The sequence below is a fragment of the Streptomyces sp. NPDC057616 genome, assembly GCF_042800575.1.
Lineage (GTDB): Bacteria > Actinomycetota > Actinomycetes > Streptomycetales > Streptomycetaceae > Streptomyces.
In genome coordinates, this window is sequence record NZ_JBHVGU010000006.1 from 14183 (window position 1) to 28637 (window position 14455).

General features: G+C 71.8%; 10 protein-coding genes. 7 read left to right on the top strand and 3 right to left on the bottom strand.

Annotated elements, in window-relative coordinates; all coding sequences use genetic code 11:
• Nucleotides 1–3: 3 nt before the first annotated feature.
• A complete protein-coding gene (locus ACFU97_RS08770; protein WP_384252782.1) occupies nt 4–1647 on the bottom strand; it encodes a PucR family transcriptional regulator in 1644 nt (547 codons plus the stop codon).
• A gap of 88 nt (nt 1648–1735) precedes the next feature.
• Between ACFU97_RS08770 and ACFU97_RS08775 the strand changes: the two genes are divergently transcribed.
• Nucleotides 1736–2692 (top strand): LLM class F420-dependent oxidoreductase, encoded by a 957-nt coding sequence (locus tag ACFU97_RS08775; RefSeq protein WP_384252785.1) that lies wholly within the window; start codon nt 1736–1738, stop codon nt 2690–2692.
• On the opposite strand, the gene ACFU97_RS08780 is transcribed toward ACFU97_RS08775, so the two are convergent.
• A complete protein-coding gene (locus ACFU97_RS08780) occupies nt 2679–4061 on the bottom strand; it encodes an FAD-binding oxidoreductase (protein ID WP_384252788.1) in 1383 nt (460 codons plus the stop codon). The genes ACFU97_RS08775 and ACFU97_RS08780 overlap by 14 nt on opposite strands.
• A 99-nt stretch (nt 4062–4160) precedes the next feature.
• Entirely contained in the window at nt 4161–5963 is a 1803-nt protein-coding gene (locus ACFU97_RS08785) for a glycoside hydrolase family 15 protein (RefSeq protein WP_384253470.1), read from the bottom strand.
• Between the two features lie 464 nt (nt 5964–6427).
• On the opposite strand from ACFU97_RS08785, the gene ACFU97_RS08790 reads away from it, so the two are divergent.
• The 6 genes from ACFU97_RS08790 to ACFU97_RS08815 all read left to right on the top strand — a co-directional run bounded on the left by ACFU97_RS08790 (nt 6428) and on the right by ACFU97_RS08815 (nt 14454).
• On the top strand, nt 6428–8092 hold the full coding sequence (locus ACFU97_RS08790; protein WP_384252791.1) for a CTP synthase: 1665 nt from the start codon (nt 6428–6430) through the stop codon (nt 8090–8092).
• An 84-nt stretch (nt 8093–8176) separates the two neighbouring features.
• A complete protein-coding gene (locus ACFU97_RS08795) occupies nt 8177–8803 on the top strand; it encodes an NUDIX domain-containing protein (protein ID WP_384252794.1) in 627 nt (208 codons plus the stop codon).
• Between the two features lie 195 nt (nt 8804–8998).
• On the top strand, nt 8999–11068 hold the full coding sequence (locus ACFU97_RS08800) for a tetratricopeptide repeat protein (protein ID WP_384252797.1): 2070 nt from the start codon (nt 8999–9001) through the stop codon (nt 11066–11068).
• 132 nt (nt 11069–11200) lie between these two features.
• A complete protein-coding gene (gene ald, locus ACFU97_RS08805; RefSeq protein ID WP_384252800.1) occupies nt 11201–12325 on the top strand; it encodes an alanine dehydrogenase in 1125 nt (374 codons plus the stop codon).
• 369 nt (nt 12326–12694) lie between these two features.
• On the top strand, nt 12695–13870 hold the full coding sequence (locus ACFU97_RS08810) for a ParA family protein (protein ID WP_384252803.1): 1176 nt from the start codon (nt 12695–12697) through the stop codon (nt 13868–13870).
• The gene (locus tag ACFU97_RS08815) at nt 13855–14454 is read left to right on the top strand and encodes a hypothetical protein (protein WP_384252805.1); all 600 of its coding nucleotides are present in this window, start codon (nt 13855–13857) and stop codon (nt 14452–14454) included. Before ACFU97_RS08810 ends, ACFU97_RS08815 begins: the two co-directional genes overlap by 16 nt.
• Nucleotide 14455: the final 1 nt, after the last annotated feature.

Consider the following 14455-nt stretch of genomic DNA (forward strand, 5'->3'; position numbering starts at 1 on the left):
CGGCTACGGCACGTGCCGGCGTGCCCGCAGGGCCAGGCTCAACGCCATGACCGTCTGCGGGTCGTCGAGGTCCGTGCCGAGCAACTCGCCGATGCGGGCGAGGCGGTTGTAGAGGGTCTGCCGGTTGAGATGGAGCTCGCGGGCGGTCTCCGCCTTGCGGCCGGCGTGCGCCAGATACGTCTCCAGGGTGGGCAGCAGCGGCGGCCGGGAGCGGTCGTCGTGGTCGCGCAGCGGGCCGATCGCACGGTCCACGAAGGCCGCCAGGTCGGGGTGGTCGCGCAGCCGCCACAGCAGCAGGTCGATGTCCAGGCGGCGGGCGTCGTACCAGGGGCGGTCCGACAGGCCCTGCGCCGCCGTCGCCGTCTCCGCCGCGTGCCGCAGGCCCGCCGAGGCCGCCGCCCAACCGCCCGCCACCGCGACGACCACCACCGGCGGCTGCGCCCCGGGCCGGTGCATCCCGGCCCGCTCCACGCCCGCCCGCAGCGCCGCCGCCACCCGGTCCGCGACCGCCGGGCGCTCCGACTCCGAGCGCAGGCCCAGCAGCACGAGCACGCGGCCCTCGACGGGCCGTACACCGAGCAGGACCGGGACGCCGACGGAGGCCAGCTCCTCGGAGACCGCGCGGGCCAGCACCGCCCAGCCGCCGCCGGGGGCGAGGGCGTCGCCCAGCCGCATGACGACGGGCAGCAGCGGGCTGCTGCCCGGTTTGAAGCCCAGCACGCGCGCCTGCGCGGGCGCGTCCTCCGCGGTGATGCGGCCCTCGGCGAGGTCGGTGAGGAAGTCGCCGCGGCCCCGCGCCGCCAGCTCCTCCTCCTGCCGTGCCTGCATCAGGACGACCGCCAGGATGCCCGCCGCCCGCTCGGCCGCCATGCGGTGCACCGGCGCCAGCGGGCCCCGTACCGGAAGCAGGACCAGGCGGGCCCGTACCGAACCCGTCCCGGGTCCGCCCCCGGGCACGTCCACGAGCACCGAGCCGGCCGGCGGCGGGGTGTCCTTGTGCTGGCCGCGCAGCCCCTCCCACACCTGGAGCGGGTCCGCGCCCTCGGGCCCGGATCCGGCGGCGTACAGCAGCTGACCGTCGGTCGTCTCCAGGAAGACCGGGTTGCCGCCGAAGTCGGCCAGGATGCCGAGCACCTGGGGCACCCCACCGCCGCCCAGCAGGGCCTCGGTGCAGCGGCGGTGCACCTCCTCCGCCTGCTGGAGCAGTGCGTAGTGGCCGTTGACGATCTCGGTGTGGATCTCCTCCGTAACCGTCACGAAGGGCACCTCGCGGTGCAGCTGGACGAGCGGGAGGCCGGCCGCGCGCGCCGTGTCGACCAGGGCGGCGGGCAGCCGGGCGAAGCGCGGGCCGAGCTCCACGACGAGCGCCGCGATGCCGCGCTGGGCCAGGGTGCGCACGAACGCCCGCTGGTCGGCCGGGCGCGTGCCGAGCCCGTACCCCGTGGTCAGCAGCAGCTCGCCGCCCTTCAGCAGCGAGGCGATGTTCGGCACCTCGCCCGCGTGCACCCAGCGCACGGTGCGCTGCAGCCGGTCGGCGCCCGCGAGCACCTCGGGCAGCCCGCTGCGCAGACCGGGCAGTTCCAGTGCCCGCTGAACGGTGATCCCGGCGCCGTGGGACTCGAATCTGCGCTCCGTGCCGCTGTGCATAGCCGGACGCTACCTGCGCGGATGCCTCCAGGACATCTCCGGGCGGTCACGGCGGTTAGGCCCGGGACGGCCGGGTAGCGGGCGGGGCATGGAATTCAGTGTGGTGGCCGCGGCGCGTGAGGACGGCAGTCCCGTCGAGGAGCCCCTGCGGGTCGGGGTGCTAGCCGACCGGCTGGGCTACCGGGAGGTGTGGGCGGGCGAGGGACCGACGTGGGACTCCTTCGTCCTCGCCACCGCGATCGGACGGGCCACCGAGCGGGTCGCGCTCACCGCCGGCCCGGTGCCGGTGTCCGTGCGCGACGCCTACACCCTGGCCCGCGGCGCCGCGTCCGTCGCCGCCGTCACCGGACGGGCGGTCGGCGTGGCGCTGGGCACCTCAAGCACCCGGGTCGTCGAGGGGGTGCACGGGCGGCCCAGGACGCGCCCCGCGGCCGTACTGGCGGAGACGGCCGAGGCCGTGCGCGGGCTGCTGCACGCCGCGCCGGGCGGGCCCGTGGCCCCCGGCAGCCCCTTCCTGCGCCGGCTCGCGCCACCCGGCGGACCGCTCACCGTCGCCGCCTTCGGGGACCGCGCGATCGCGGCGGCAGCCGCCCACGCCGACCGCATGCTGCTCGACGTCGTCTCCCCGGCGCAGGTGCGCGAGCTGCGCGCCAAGCTGGACGCGGCGGCCGCGAAGGCGGGCCGCACGCCGCCCTCGCTCGCCGTCTGGCTGCCCGCGGCCGTGGACCCGGAACCGGAGTCGCTCGCGCAGGTCCTGGGCAGCATCGCGGGCTATCTGACCGTGCCGGGCTACAGCGACGTGTTCGCCGCCGCGGGGTTCGGCGAGGCGGTGCGGCTGGCCGCCGCCGGAGCCGACCGCGCCACGCTGGTGCGCGCGCTGCCCGCCGAGGCCGCCGCGGAGGTCGGCCTGGTCGGCGGCCTCGACACCGTACGCGCGCGTGTCGAGGCCTACGCGGAGGCCGGTCTCGACGAGATCGCCCTGGTCCCGGCGACCGCCGCCGACCCGGCGGGCGAACACACCCTGACGGCGCTCAGACCGGCCTGATGTTGTGGTTGAAGCGGAACACGTTGTCCGGGTCGTACTCGCGCTTCACCCGCCCCAGCCGCCGGGTGTTCTCGGCACCAAGGCCCGCCACGACGCGCTCCGTGCCCTCGTCGCCGATGAAGTTGAGGTAGACGTCCCCGGTGCTCCACGGGCGCACCGCCTCCCGCACCCCGCGTACCCACGCGATGCAGCGCTCGTCGTCCACCGGGTCCTCCCAGATCCCGAACGGATGCACGCTCCAGGGAGCGTCCCGGTAGGGCACGGGATAGTCGCGCGGCCCGTCGGCGATGGCGCCGCCCTGCGGCCACAGGATGTGCTGGCAGCCGGTCGGCACCGGCAGCGAGTCCGCCAGGGAGCAGAAGGCGGCCACGAAGTCGTCGGGGACGCCGGTCAGGTACTCCGCCGACCAGTAGTTCCGCAGGCCGGGCGGGTCGTCGAGCATGCACTGCACGTCGGCGTACGGCATCGCCCCGACGATCTCCGTCTCGTGCGGCAGCGCGAGCAGCGGCTCGGCCAGCTTGCGCAGGTCCTCCTCGGCGCCCGCGTACGTCAGCAGCACCCCGCACAGCATCGTGCCGACCAGGTGGGGCGGCACGAACGCGTCGGGCGGGCCGGTGAAGTACAGCACCGCGCCGCTCGCCTCGGCCGGCGCGGTCGCGATCACGTCGCGGTAGGTGCGCACGGCCTCGGGGCCGTGTTCCGGCAGGCTCACGGTCAGCGCGATGGAGAACCGGGGCAGCTCGTGCAGCTTGAGGGTGATCGCCGTGGCGACGCCGAAGTTGCCCCCGCCGCCGTGCAGCGCCCAGAACAGCTCGGGGTTCTCGTCGGCGCTCGCGTGCACGAGGGTCCCGTCCGCGGTGACCAGTTCGACGGCGAGGAGGTTGTCGACGGCCAGCCCGCAGCAGCGGTCCAGCCAGCCCGTGCCGCCGCCCAGGACGAACCCGCCGACGCCGGTGGTGGAGGCCCGGCCGCCCGTGGTCGCCAGGCCGTACGGCTGGGTGGCCCGGTCCAGCTCGCTCATGGTGGCGCCGCCGGCGACCCGTACCGCCTGGTCCGCGGGGTCGACGGTGACCGTGCGCATACGGCGCAGATCGATCACCAGTCCGTCGTCGTTGACCGCCGTGCCGGCCACGCTGTGCCCGCCGCCGCGCACCGCCACCGGCAGGTCCAGTTCACGTGCGAAGCGCACCGACCGTACGACGTCGGCCTCGTCCGCGCACTGGGCGATCGCCGCCGGACGGCGGTCGATCATCGCGTTGAACACCGTCCGGGCCTCGTCGTAGCCCGCATCCCCCGGAGCGAACACGTCGCCGGTGAGATCCTCGCGCAGCGCGGTGAGGGCCGCGCCCGCCTTCGAGAGGGAAGCCATGGCCGCCCCCTTCCAAAGGGGCAATGGGAATATTTCAACCCTAGGTGGGTACCGGGCGGCGGTCGTGCCGGACCGCCGCTCCGTCACGGATCCGTAAGGTCAGCCTCCGTACGCCCCGGACGCCGTCAGGCGCAGGGCCGTGTCGATCAGGGGGACATGGCTGAAGGCCTGCGGGAAGTTGCCGACCTGGCGCTGCAGGCGCGGGTCCCACTCCTCGGCGAGCAGGCCCAGGTCGTTGCGGAGCGCGAGCAGCTTCTCGAACAGCTTGCGGGCCTCGTCCACCCGGCCGATCATCGCCAGGTCGTCGGCCATCCAGAACGAGCAGGCCAGGAACGCGCCCTCGTCGCCGGGCAGGCCGTCGACGCCCTCGCTGGAGCCCTCCGTCGGGTAGCGCAGGATGAAGCCGTCCGGGGTGGACAGCTCGCGCTGGATCGCCTCGATGGTGCCGATCACGCGCTTGTCGTCCGGCGGCAGGAAGCCCATCTGCGGGATCAGCAGCAAGGAGGCGTCCAGCTCCTTCGAGCCGTACGACTGCGTGAAGGTGTTGCGCTCCTTGTCGTACCCCTTCTCGCACACGTCCCGGTGGATGTCGTCCCGCAGCCGGCGCCAGCGCTCCAGCGGGCCGTCGGCCTCGCCGGACTCCAGGAGCTTGATGGTGCGGTCGACGGCGACCCAGGCCATGACCTTGGAGTGCACGAAGTGCCGGCGCGGGCCGCGCACCTCCCAGATGCCCTCGTCGGGCTCCTCCCAGTGCCGCTCCAGGTAGCGGATGAGCTTGAGCTGGAGCAGCGAGGCGTAGTCGCTGCGGGCCAGGCCGGTCATGTGGCCGAGGTGCAGGGCCTCGGTGACCTCGCCGTAGACGTCGAGCTGGAGCTGGTGCGCGGCGCCGTTGCCGACCCGCACCGGCGCCGAGTTCTCGTACCCGGGCAGCCAGTCCAGCTCCGCCTCGCCGAGCTCGCGCTCGCCCGCGATGCCGTACATGATCTGCAGGTTCTCGGGGTCGCCGGCCACCGCGCGCAGCAGCCACTCGCGCCAGGCGCGGGCCTCCTCGCGGTAGCCGGTGCGCAGCAGCGAGGACAGGGTGATGGCCGCGTCGCGCAGCCAGGTGTAGCGGTAGTCCCAGTTGCGGACGCCGCCGATGTCCTCGGGCAGGGAGGTGGTCGGCGCGGCGACGATGCCGCCGGTCGGCGCGTACGTAAGGGCCTTCAGCGTGATCAGGGAGCGGATCACGGCCTCGCGGTAGGGGCCGTGGTACGTACAGTGCTCCACCCATTCGCGCCAGAAGTCCTCCGTCGCCTGCAGCGAGCCCTCCGGCTCCGGCAGCGCGGGCGGCTGCTTGTGCGAGGGCTCCCACGAGATCGTGAACGCGATCCGGTCACCCGGAGCGACCGTGAAGTCCGAGTACGTGGTCAGCGACTTGCCGTAGGTCTCGCACTCGGTGTCGAACCACACCGAGTCCGGGCCCGCCACGGCGACCGTGCGCCCGTCGTGCTTGTGCACCCACGGCACCACGCGCCCGTAGCTGAAGCGCATCCGCAGGGCGGAGCGCATGGGGACGCGGCCCGAGACGCCCTCGACGATGCGGATCAGCTGGGGGGCGCCGTCACGCGGGGGCATGAAATCGGTCACCCGGACCGTGCCGCGCGGGGTGTCCCACTCCGATTCCAGGATCAGGGAGTCGCCGCGGTAGCTGCGCCGGGCCGCGGTGGGCGGCTGCGCGTCGGAGGCGTGCGCGGGCCCCAGGCGCCAGAAGCCGTGCTCCTCGGTGCCCAGCAGGCCGGCGAAGATGGCATGCGAGTCGAAGCGGGGCAGGCACAACCAGTCCACCGTGCCGTCCCGGCAGACCAGGGCAGCGGTCTGCATGTCTCCGATGAGTGCGTAGTCTTCGATGCGCCCGGCCACGTGCAACTCCAGTCGAACGGCCACGTCAGACCCCCATAAGGGGGCTGTCGCCAAGTCGGTCAAGGGGTTTTTTCCATGCGTCGTTGAGCGGTGAAGCAAAGCAGGCGTCCAGCCGTGTGGCAAAACGACGATTTCTGCTCAACGAACTGACGAGCTCTCGTTGTTCCGGAGTAAACGGACGGGGGTGGTGCCGTGTTGCCGGCCGGGCTCGGCAGCGAGTGTCCGAGCAGGATACGACGCACGTAGATGATCTGTGTGCCCCTCGGGACAACCCGGATAGGCCGAACGGGTGAGCAACGGGTGAGAAACCCGGGAGACCGTGCGGGTCCGTGGTGACTCGTGTGCGGAGCGTGGCCGGAAGCCATCCCCTCCGGGCGCTGATACCCTGGTAGCCCGTGGACCGGTGGGCGAGAAAACCCCGGAACCGCACCCCAGACCGAGACCACGGGAGCCCCCCTTTGGCCATGACGCCCAAATCCACGACGACCAAGCACATCTTCGTCACCGGGGGTGTCGCCTCCTCGCTCGGCAAGGGCCTCACCGCCTCCAGTCTGGGCATGCTGCTCAAGGCCCGCGGCCTGCGCGTGGTGATGCAGAAGCTCGACCCGTACCTGAACGTCGACCCGGGCACGATGAACCCCTTCCAGCACGGTGAGGTGTTCGTCACGAACGACGGCGCCGAGACGGACCTCGACATCGGACACTACGAGCGCTTCCTGGACCGTGACTTGGACGGCTCCGCCAATGTCACTACAGGCCAGGTGTACTCGACGGTGATCGCCAAGGAGCGGCGCGGCGAGTACCTGGGCGACACCGTGCAGGTCATCCCGCACATCACCAACGAGATCAAGCACCGCATCCGCCGCATGGCCACCGACGAGGTGGACGTCGTCATCACCGAGGTCGGCGGCACGGTCGGCGACATCGAGTCGCTGCCCTTCCTGGAGACCGTCCGGCAGGTGCGCCACGAGGTCGGCCGGGACAACGTCTTCGTCGTTCACATCTCGCTCCTGCCGTACATCGGCCCCTCGGGGGAGCTGAAGACGAAGCCGACGCAGCACTCGGTTGCGGCGCTGCGCAACATCGGTATCCAGCCGGACGCCATCGTGCTGCGCTGCGACCGCGAGGTGCCCACCGCGATCAAGCGCAAGATCTCGCTGATGTGCGATGTCGACGAGGCCGCCGTGGTGGCCTGCCCCGACGCCCGCTCCATCTACGACATCCCGAAGACCGTGCACGGCGAGGGCCTGGACGCCTACGTCGTCCGCAAGCTGGACCTGCCCTTCCGCGACGTCGACTGGACGACCTGGGACGACCTGCTGGACCGCGTCCACAAGCCCGACCACGAGGTCACCCTGGCCCTGGTCGGCAAGTACATCGACCTGCCCGACGCCTACCTCTCGGTCACCGAGGCGCTGCGCGCGGGCGGCTTCGCCAACCGCGCCCGCGTGAAGATCAAGTGGGTCACCTCGGACGACTGCAAGACCCCGGCCGGTGCCGCGGCGCAGCTCGCCGACGTCGACGGCATCTGCATCCCGGGCGGCTTCGGTGACCGCGGTGTGCTCGGCAAGGTCGGCGCGATCAAGTACGCCCGCGAGAACAAGATCCCGCTGCTCGGCCTCTGCCTGGGCCTGCAGTGCATCGTGATCGAGGCCGCGCGCAACCTGGCCGACATCACCGACGCCAACTCCACCGAGTTCGACTCGGCCACCGGCCACCCGGTCATCTCCACCATGGCGGAGCAGCTCGACATCGTCGCCGGCGAGGGCGACATGGGCGGCACCATGCGCCTGGGCATGTACCCGGCGAAGCTGGCCGAGGGCTCGATCGTGCGCGAGGTGTACGACGGAAAGGAGTACGTCGAGGAGCGGCACCGTCACCGGTACGAGGTCAACAACGCCTACCGCGCGGAGCTGGAGAAGAAGGCCGGCATCCTGTTCTCCGGCACGTCGCCCGACGGAAAGCTCGTGGAGTACGTGGAGTACCCGCGCGAGACGCACCCTTATCTGGTGGCCACCCAGGCCCACCCCGAGCTGCGTTCGCGCCCGACCCGCCCGCACCCGCTGTTCGCCGGTCTGGTGAAGGCCGCCGTCCAGCGCCAGCAGGACGAGGGCAAGAGTTCCGAGTAACACGACAGTTGTACGGTGGCCGGGGTGCTCGCATTCAAAAGGTGAGCACCCCGGCTTCATTTTGCGTGTGGGGAAGGACAGGGCATGACGATCAGCGACACCCCGGAGGAGTGGGAGATCCGGGCGACGGAGACCCCCTTCGTGGGCAACAAGACCTCCGTCCGCACCGACGACGTGGTCATGCCCGACGGCCATGTGGCCCGCCGCGACTACCAGGTCCACCCCGGATCGGTCGCCGTCCTCGCCCTCGACGCCGCGGGACGGGTCGTGGTCATCCGCCAGTACCGCCACCCCGTGCGCCAGAAGCTGTGGGAGATCCCGGCGGGCCTGCTGGACATCCCCGGCGAGAACCCGCTGCACGCCGCCCAGCGCGAGCTCTACGAGGAGGCGCACGTCAAGGCCGAGGACTGGCGGGTGCTGACCGACGTCTACACCACCCCCGGCGGCTGCGACGAGGCCGTGCGCATCTTCCTCGCCCGCGACCTGTCCGAGGCCGACGGCGACCGCTTCGAGGTCGAGCACGAAGAGGCCGACATGGAGCTCGCACGAGTGCCCCTCGACGACCTCGTACGGGGCGTGCTGGCGGGCGAGCTGCACAACAACTGCCTTGTCGTCGGCGTCCTTTCGCTGGTCGCCGCGCAGACGGGTGACGGGCTCGACGCACTGCGCCCGGCGGAGGCGCCGTGGCCCGCGCGCCCCTTCGAGTCCTGAACGCACCGTCCCCGCACCCGTTGACGCACGGTCCCGCGCCCGTTACCCCTACCGGTGTGACCATCGGCTGATCCGATCGGGGGACCTGTCCGCCGTGGTCCGCACGGAACGTAGCAGAGCGTGAACTAGGCTCTGAACACGCCCGAACCGGAGTCCCGGCGGGCTTGCGCGTGCGGTGGGACGGGAGTGTGGCCCGTGACGGATCAGGCGGTGGACACAGACGGTGTACAGCCGGCGGGGCGCGCTGAAGAGAGCCGATTCCTCGGCCGTACAAGGGAGTTGAAAGAACTTCGCGCCGACATCGAGCGCGCGGGACTGGACACCCTCTCCGGCCGCAAGGCGCCACGCGCGCGCGTGCTGCTCATCGCGGGCCGACCCGGTTCCGGCCGCACCGCGCTCGCCGAGGAACTGGTGCGGAAGGTTGCGGACCGTTACGACGACGGGGTGCTCCGGGCACGGCTGAGCGGCCACGACGGCACGCCCGTCCCCGTCGCCCAGACAGCCCGCGAACTGCTCGCCGCACTGGACCTGACCGCCCCCGCCGGAGCCTCGGAGGACGACCTGGCAGGGGAGCTGCGCACGGCCCTCGCCGACCGCCGGGCCCTTGTCCTGCTCGACGACGCGGCCGACGCCGCGCAGGTCGACGCCCTGCTGCCGGACACGCCGGACTGCCTGGTCGTGGCCGTCTCCGGCGGCCCGCTGACCGGGATCTCCGACGTCCGCCCGTGCACCCTCGGCGGCCTCGACACCAAGTCCGGCGTGGAGCTGCTCAGCCGGCACACCGGCTCGGTCCGCATCACCGTCGACCCCCGGGCGGCCGAGAGCCTGGTCGAGGAGTGCCAGGCCCAGCCGGCCGCCCTCAGGCTGGCCGGCGGCTGGCTCGCCACCCGCCCCAAGGCGACCGTCGCCGACCTCGCCAAACAGCTGCACACGGAAGGTGACGAGGGCACGCCGCTCAGCCGCGTCTTCCGGCTCGTCCACGCCTCGCTGCCCGCCGCCACCGCCCGGATGCTGCGGCTGCTCGCCCTCGCGCCGGCCGGCCAGGTCGATCCGCACACCGCCTCCGCGCTGGCCGGCTGCTCGGTGAACGACGCCCGCGGCGCGCTGGACGGCCTCGTCACCCTGGGCCTGCTGCGGCAGGTCCGCTCGCCGCTGCCGCAGTACGAGGTGCCGGGCTGCCTGTACCCCCTGCTGAAGCGGCTCACCGAGACCCTGGACCGGCCCGGCGAGCTCCAGCTGGCCCGCGCCCGGATGCTGGAGCGGACCGTACGGCTGCTGCAGTCCTGCCGGACGATCACGGAGACCGACGACGCCGAGGCGCGCGAGAAGCTCCAGGCCATGCCGCCCTCCGTGCGCTTCCCGAACCCGCGGGCCGCCGAGGAGTGGCTGCGCATCCGCAGGCCCGCGCTGCTGGCCGCGGCGCGGCTCGCCGTCGCCGACGGGGAGCTGGACACCCTCGCCCGCCGGCTGATGTCGCAGCTGGTCAAGGCCATGGTCGCGCACTTCGGGACCCGGGCCGCCGCGCCCGACCTGTACGGCATCCACCGGCTGGTGCTGGACGTCGCCGAGCGGCAGAAGCTGCCCCGGGAGCAGGCCGCGGCCCTGCTGAACCTCGGCGACCTGGACGCCCGGACCGGCCGTACCCGTGACGCACTGGTGCGATATCGGGCAGCACTGGATGCCGGACGCAGAGCAAATGACCCGTATGCGACCGGTCGCGCAATGGAATCCGTAGGTGGTGCGCACCTGGAGCTCGGGGACTACGACCGGGCGGCCGACTGGTTCGGCCGCGCCCTTGCCGAGTGCCTGGCCCGGGACCAGCGCGAGGGGGCGGCCCGGCTCTACGGCCGGATCGCCGTGGCCCACACCTATGCGGGCCGCTACGGGGAGGCCCTGCGCAGCTGGCGCGCCGCCATCGCGGGGTACCGCAAGAGCGGTGATGTGGCCGCCCGCGCGCGTGCGTTGAGCGAGGTCGCCCGCGTCCAGGAGTACGCGGGACGGCCCGAGGAGTCGCTGCTCACCTGTCACGAGGCGGTGGAGCTGGCCCGCCGGGCCGAGGACGTACGGCTCCAGGCGGCGCTCCAGCTGCGGCTCGCGGACACGCTCGAGCGCCTCGGTGACCCCGCCTCGGCACAGCTGCACCGGGGCACCGCGGAGCGGCTGCTGGACGAGGAGTCGCTGGACGCGGAGGGTCCGGTGGAGATCGAAGACGCGAAACAAGACGGTGATGCCTGCGAAATCCGTAGTGCATCCGCTGAAGATTGATGCAATGAAAGGCTAGACAGCGGGAACACCTTCATTAAACTGGCTCTGCCGCACCTTCTCCTGCGGTGTCTCCCGGTGTGCTCATGCATGCCTGGGTATGTGTTGTATTGCCCCATCCACGAGCCAAGGACCGTGATCGACGTGAAGGTCGGCATTCCCCGCGAGGTCAAGAACAACGAGTTCCGGGTGGCCATCACCCCCGCCGGCGTGCACGAGCTGGTGCGCAACGGCCACCAGGTCGTCATCGAGCGCGGCGCCGGCGTCGGCTCGTCGATCCCGGACGAGGAGTACGTCGCCGCAGGCGGGCAGATCCTGGAGACGGCCGACGAGGTGTGGGCCACCGCCGACCTGCTGCTGAAGGTCAAGGAGCCCATCGCCGAGGAGTACCACCGCCTCCGCAAGGACCAGACCCTCTTCACCTACCTGCACCTGGCCGCCTCCAAGGAGTGCACGGACGCGCTCATCGAGTCCGGCACCACGGCGATCGCCTACGAGACGGTCGAGCTCCCCAGCCGCGCGCTGCCGCTGCTCGCCCCCATGTCCGAGGTCGCGGGCCGGCTGGCCCCGCAGGTCGGCGCCTACCACCTGATGCGCTTCAACGGCGGCCGCGGCGTGCTGCCCGGCGGCGTCCCCGGCACCCAGCCCGCGAAGGCCGTCGTCATCGGCGGCGGCGTCTCCGGCTGGAACGCCACCCAGATCGCCGTCGGCATGGGCTTCCACGTCACGCTGCTCGACCGCGACATCAACAAGCTGCGCGAGGCGGACAAGGTGTTCGGCACCAAGGTCCGGGCGATCATGTCCAACTCCTTCGAGCTGGAGAAGGCCGTCCTGGACGCCGACCTCGTCATCGGCGCCGTCCTCATCCCGGGCGCCAAGGCCCCCAAGCTCGTCACCAACGAGCTCGTGGCGCGCATGAAGCCGGGAAGTGTCCTTGTCGACATCGCGATCGACCAGGGCGGTTGCTTCGAGGACTCGCGTCCGACCACGCACGCCGAGCCGACCTTCAAGGTCCACGACTCGGTCTTCTACTGCGTCGCCAACATGCCGGGTGCGGTGCCCAACACCTCCACCTACGCGCTCACCAACGCCACGCTGCCCTACATCGTGGAACTGGCCAACCGAGGCTGGGCCGAGGCGCTGCGCCGCGACCCCGCGCTGGCCAAGGGCCTCAACACGCATGACGGCAAGGTCGTTTACCGCGAGGTCGCGGAGGCGCACGGCCTGGAGCACGTCGAGCTCGAGACCCTGCTCGGCTGACCGTGCGGTCGTCGAGGCGCTAAGTCACCATTCGGTAAAAGGCGATACGTCAACACAGGTCGTCAACACCACGCACACGGCCGGACCTTGCCCGACAAGGTCCGGCCGGATGTGTGTATGGTCACTTTGCGGCTCTCGGTCAACTCGCCTCGAACGTAACCCTTTGGTCGATTCGCACACTGGCGAAACCTGCCGTGCGACGGCCGTACGCCCTTGACAGAGGGATGTTTCATTGCCGACACATCCTGCCGGGTCCGGCGGATTGTGTTGCTGCGGACGCCCGACACGCCATAGAGTCGCCAACCGTCGGCATGGTGCCACGCTGACCTGTCTAGAAGTTCCCTGGTCACCAAGGAGGTAAGACGACTTGTGAATGAGTCGACATTTTCTCCCGGGGGTGGTCAACCAGGAGCGCCTGTACGGGACCAGGGTCCCGCGGGGTTCGAGGCTGTCGGCTCCGTAGCTGTGCGCACCTTCGCAGCCCACCAGAGCCCGGGTCCGCAGCTGATCCGGACTGCACACCAGAGCATGGATGGCCATCACGTGAACGCCATGGCCGGCGACGGAAGTGGCGCGCCCCACAACCATTTCGCCGACTACGACGAACTGCCCGAAGGGCACTTCTACGACCCCGACGCGGAGTACGAGCCCGACCCCGAGTACGCGGCCACGCTCGCGCCCGACGCTGCCCGGCAGCGCCGTGAGCGCGTCGGCCCGACCGGACGTCCGCTGCCGTACTTCCCGATCCCGGGCCCGCTGACCGACCACGGCCCCGCGAAGATCATCGCGATGTGCAACCAGAAGGGCGGCGTGGGCAAGACGACGTCGACCATCAACCTGGGTGCCGCGCTCGCGGAGTACGGACGGCGCGTGCTGCTCGTGGACTTCGACCCGCAGGGCGCGCTGTCGGTGGGCCTCGGCGTCAACCCGATGGAGCTCGACCTCACCGTCTACAACCTGCTCATGGAGCGGGGCATGGCGGCCGACGAGGTGCTCCTGAAGACGGCGGTCCCGAACATGGACCTGCTGCCCAGCAACATCGACCTGTCCGCCGCCGAGGTCCAGCTGGTGAGCGAGGTCGCGCGCGAGTCGACGCTCCAGCGCGCCCTGAAGCCGCTCATGGCCGACTACGACTACATCGTGATCGACTGTCAGCCCTCCCTCGGCCTGCTCACCGTCAACGCGCTGACCGCGGCGCACAAGGTGATCGTGCCGCTCGAGTGCGAGTTCTTCGCACTGCGTGGTGTCGCGCTGCTGACCGAGACCATCGAGAAGGTCCAGGAGCGGCTCAACCCGGAGCTGGAGCTCGACGGGATCCTCGCCACCATGTACGACTCGCGCACCGTGCACAGCCGTGAGGTGCTCGCGCGTGTCGTCGAGGCGTTCGACGACCACGTCTACCACACGGTCATCGGGCGCACGGTCCGCTTCCCGGAGACCACGGTCGCCGGTGAGCCGATCACCACGTACGCCTCCAACTCCGTCGGTGCCGCCGCCTACCGCCAGCTCGCCAGGGAGGTGCTCGCCCGGTGTCACGCCGAGTGAGTCTGCCGGGGGCCGACGAACTCTTCCGTACGACAGGGGGAATGGCACTCCAGCCGTCCACTCCGCGACGGGGGGCCAACGGTGAGGCCCGGGTGCCCGCGCCCGCCGGAGAGAGCGACGGGGCCGCGGCCGCGTCGCCCGAGGACGCGCCGCACGCGGTGCCCGCACAGGGCGGCGACGGCGACGGCGCGGAGCACGTGGCCGCGGAGCCGGAGCCGGCCGACACCGGTGAGTCCCGCAGCCGCGCCGCGGCCGGGGAGCGCCCGGCACGACGCCAGGGGGCGCAGGAAGGTTCTGCCGCCTCGGCCGCGTCCTCCGCCAACGCCCAGCCCCGCAAGCGCGGCCGGTCGTCCTCCGCCTCACGCCGGCCCAGTGGGCGGGAGCGGCACGACGAGAAGATCACCGTGTACGTCTCCGCCGAGGAGCTCATGGACCTGGAGCACGCACGTCTGGTGCTCCGCGGTGAGCACGGGCTGGCGGTCGACCGCGGGCGCATCGTCCGCGAGGCGGTCGCCGTCGTGCTGGCCGACCTGGAGTCCCGAGGGGACGCGAGCATCCTCGTACGTCGGCTGCGCGGGCGGTAGC